Origin of the sequence: Desulforhopalus vacuolatus (genome assembly GCF_016918505.1) — a bacterium.
In the GTDB taxonomy this organism is placed as follows: domain Bacteria; phylum Desulfobacterota; class Desulfobulbia; order Desulfobulbales; family Desulfocapsaceae; genus Desulforhopalus; species Desulforhopalus vacuolatus.
On sequence record NZ_JAFFPZ010000113.1, the window covers coordinates 1 to 464 of the forward strand.

A 464-nucleotide genomic window follows, 5' to 3' on the forward strand; every position below is an offset into this window, starting at 1 on the left:
GGGAGTGACCATCATGGGGCCCGCCAACCTCCCAGCCACCATACCCTATCATGCCAGCCAGCTCTACGCCAAGAACATCAGCAGCTTCACCCTGAACTTGCTCAAAGAAGGTGAACTGAGGCTGGACATGGAGGACCAGATTCTCAGCGAGACGCTGCTAACGCGGGACGGGCAGGTGGTTCATCCGCGCGTTCGCGAAAAGCTGGGTGTGAGCACGTAAGGAGGCAACAGCATGAACATACAGGAGATTCTCAACTACATATTCGTCTTTGTGCTGGCAACCTTCATCGGCTTCGAGGTGATACGTCGGGTATCGCCGCTACTGCACACACCACTGATGTCGCTCACCAACGCCATCTCCGCGATTAGCCTGGTAGGCGCGTTGCTGGTGCTGGGGGCGGAGCATGATACGCTCTCGATGGTGCTGGCGGGCGTCGCGGTCACTGCTGCGGCGATTAACGTGG

At 58.4% G+C, this 464-nt stretch carries 1 protein-coding gene and 1 pseudogene; both read left to right on the forward strand.

What is annotated here, in order from left to right; all coding sequences use genetic code 11:
- Positions 1-220: pseudogene (locus JWG39_RS16125) on the forward strand (NAD(P)(+) transhydrogenase (Re/Si-specific) subunit alpha); the annotation flags it as partial.
- A 12-nt stretch (positions 221-232) separates the two neighbouring features.
- Positions 233-464, forward strand: a 232-nt coding sequence (locus tag JWG39_RS16130) for an NAD(P) transhydrogenase subunit alpha part 2 (protein WP_205220455.1), incomplete at its 3' end; no start/stop codon positions are given.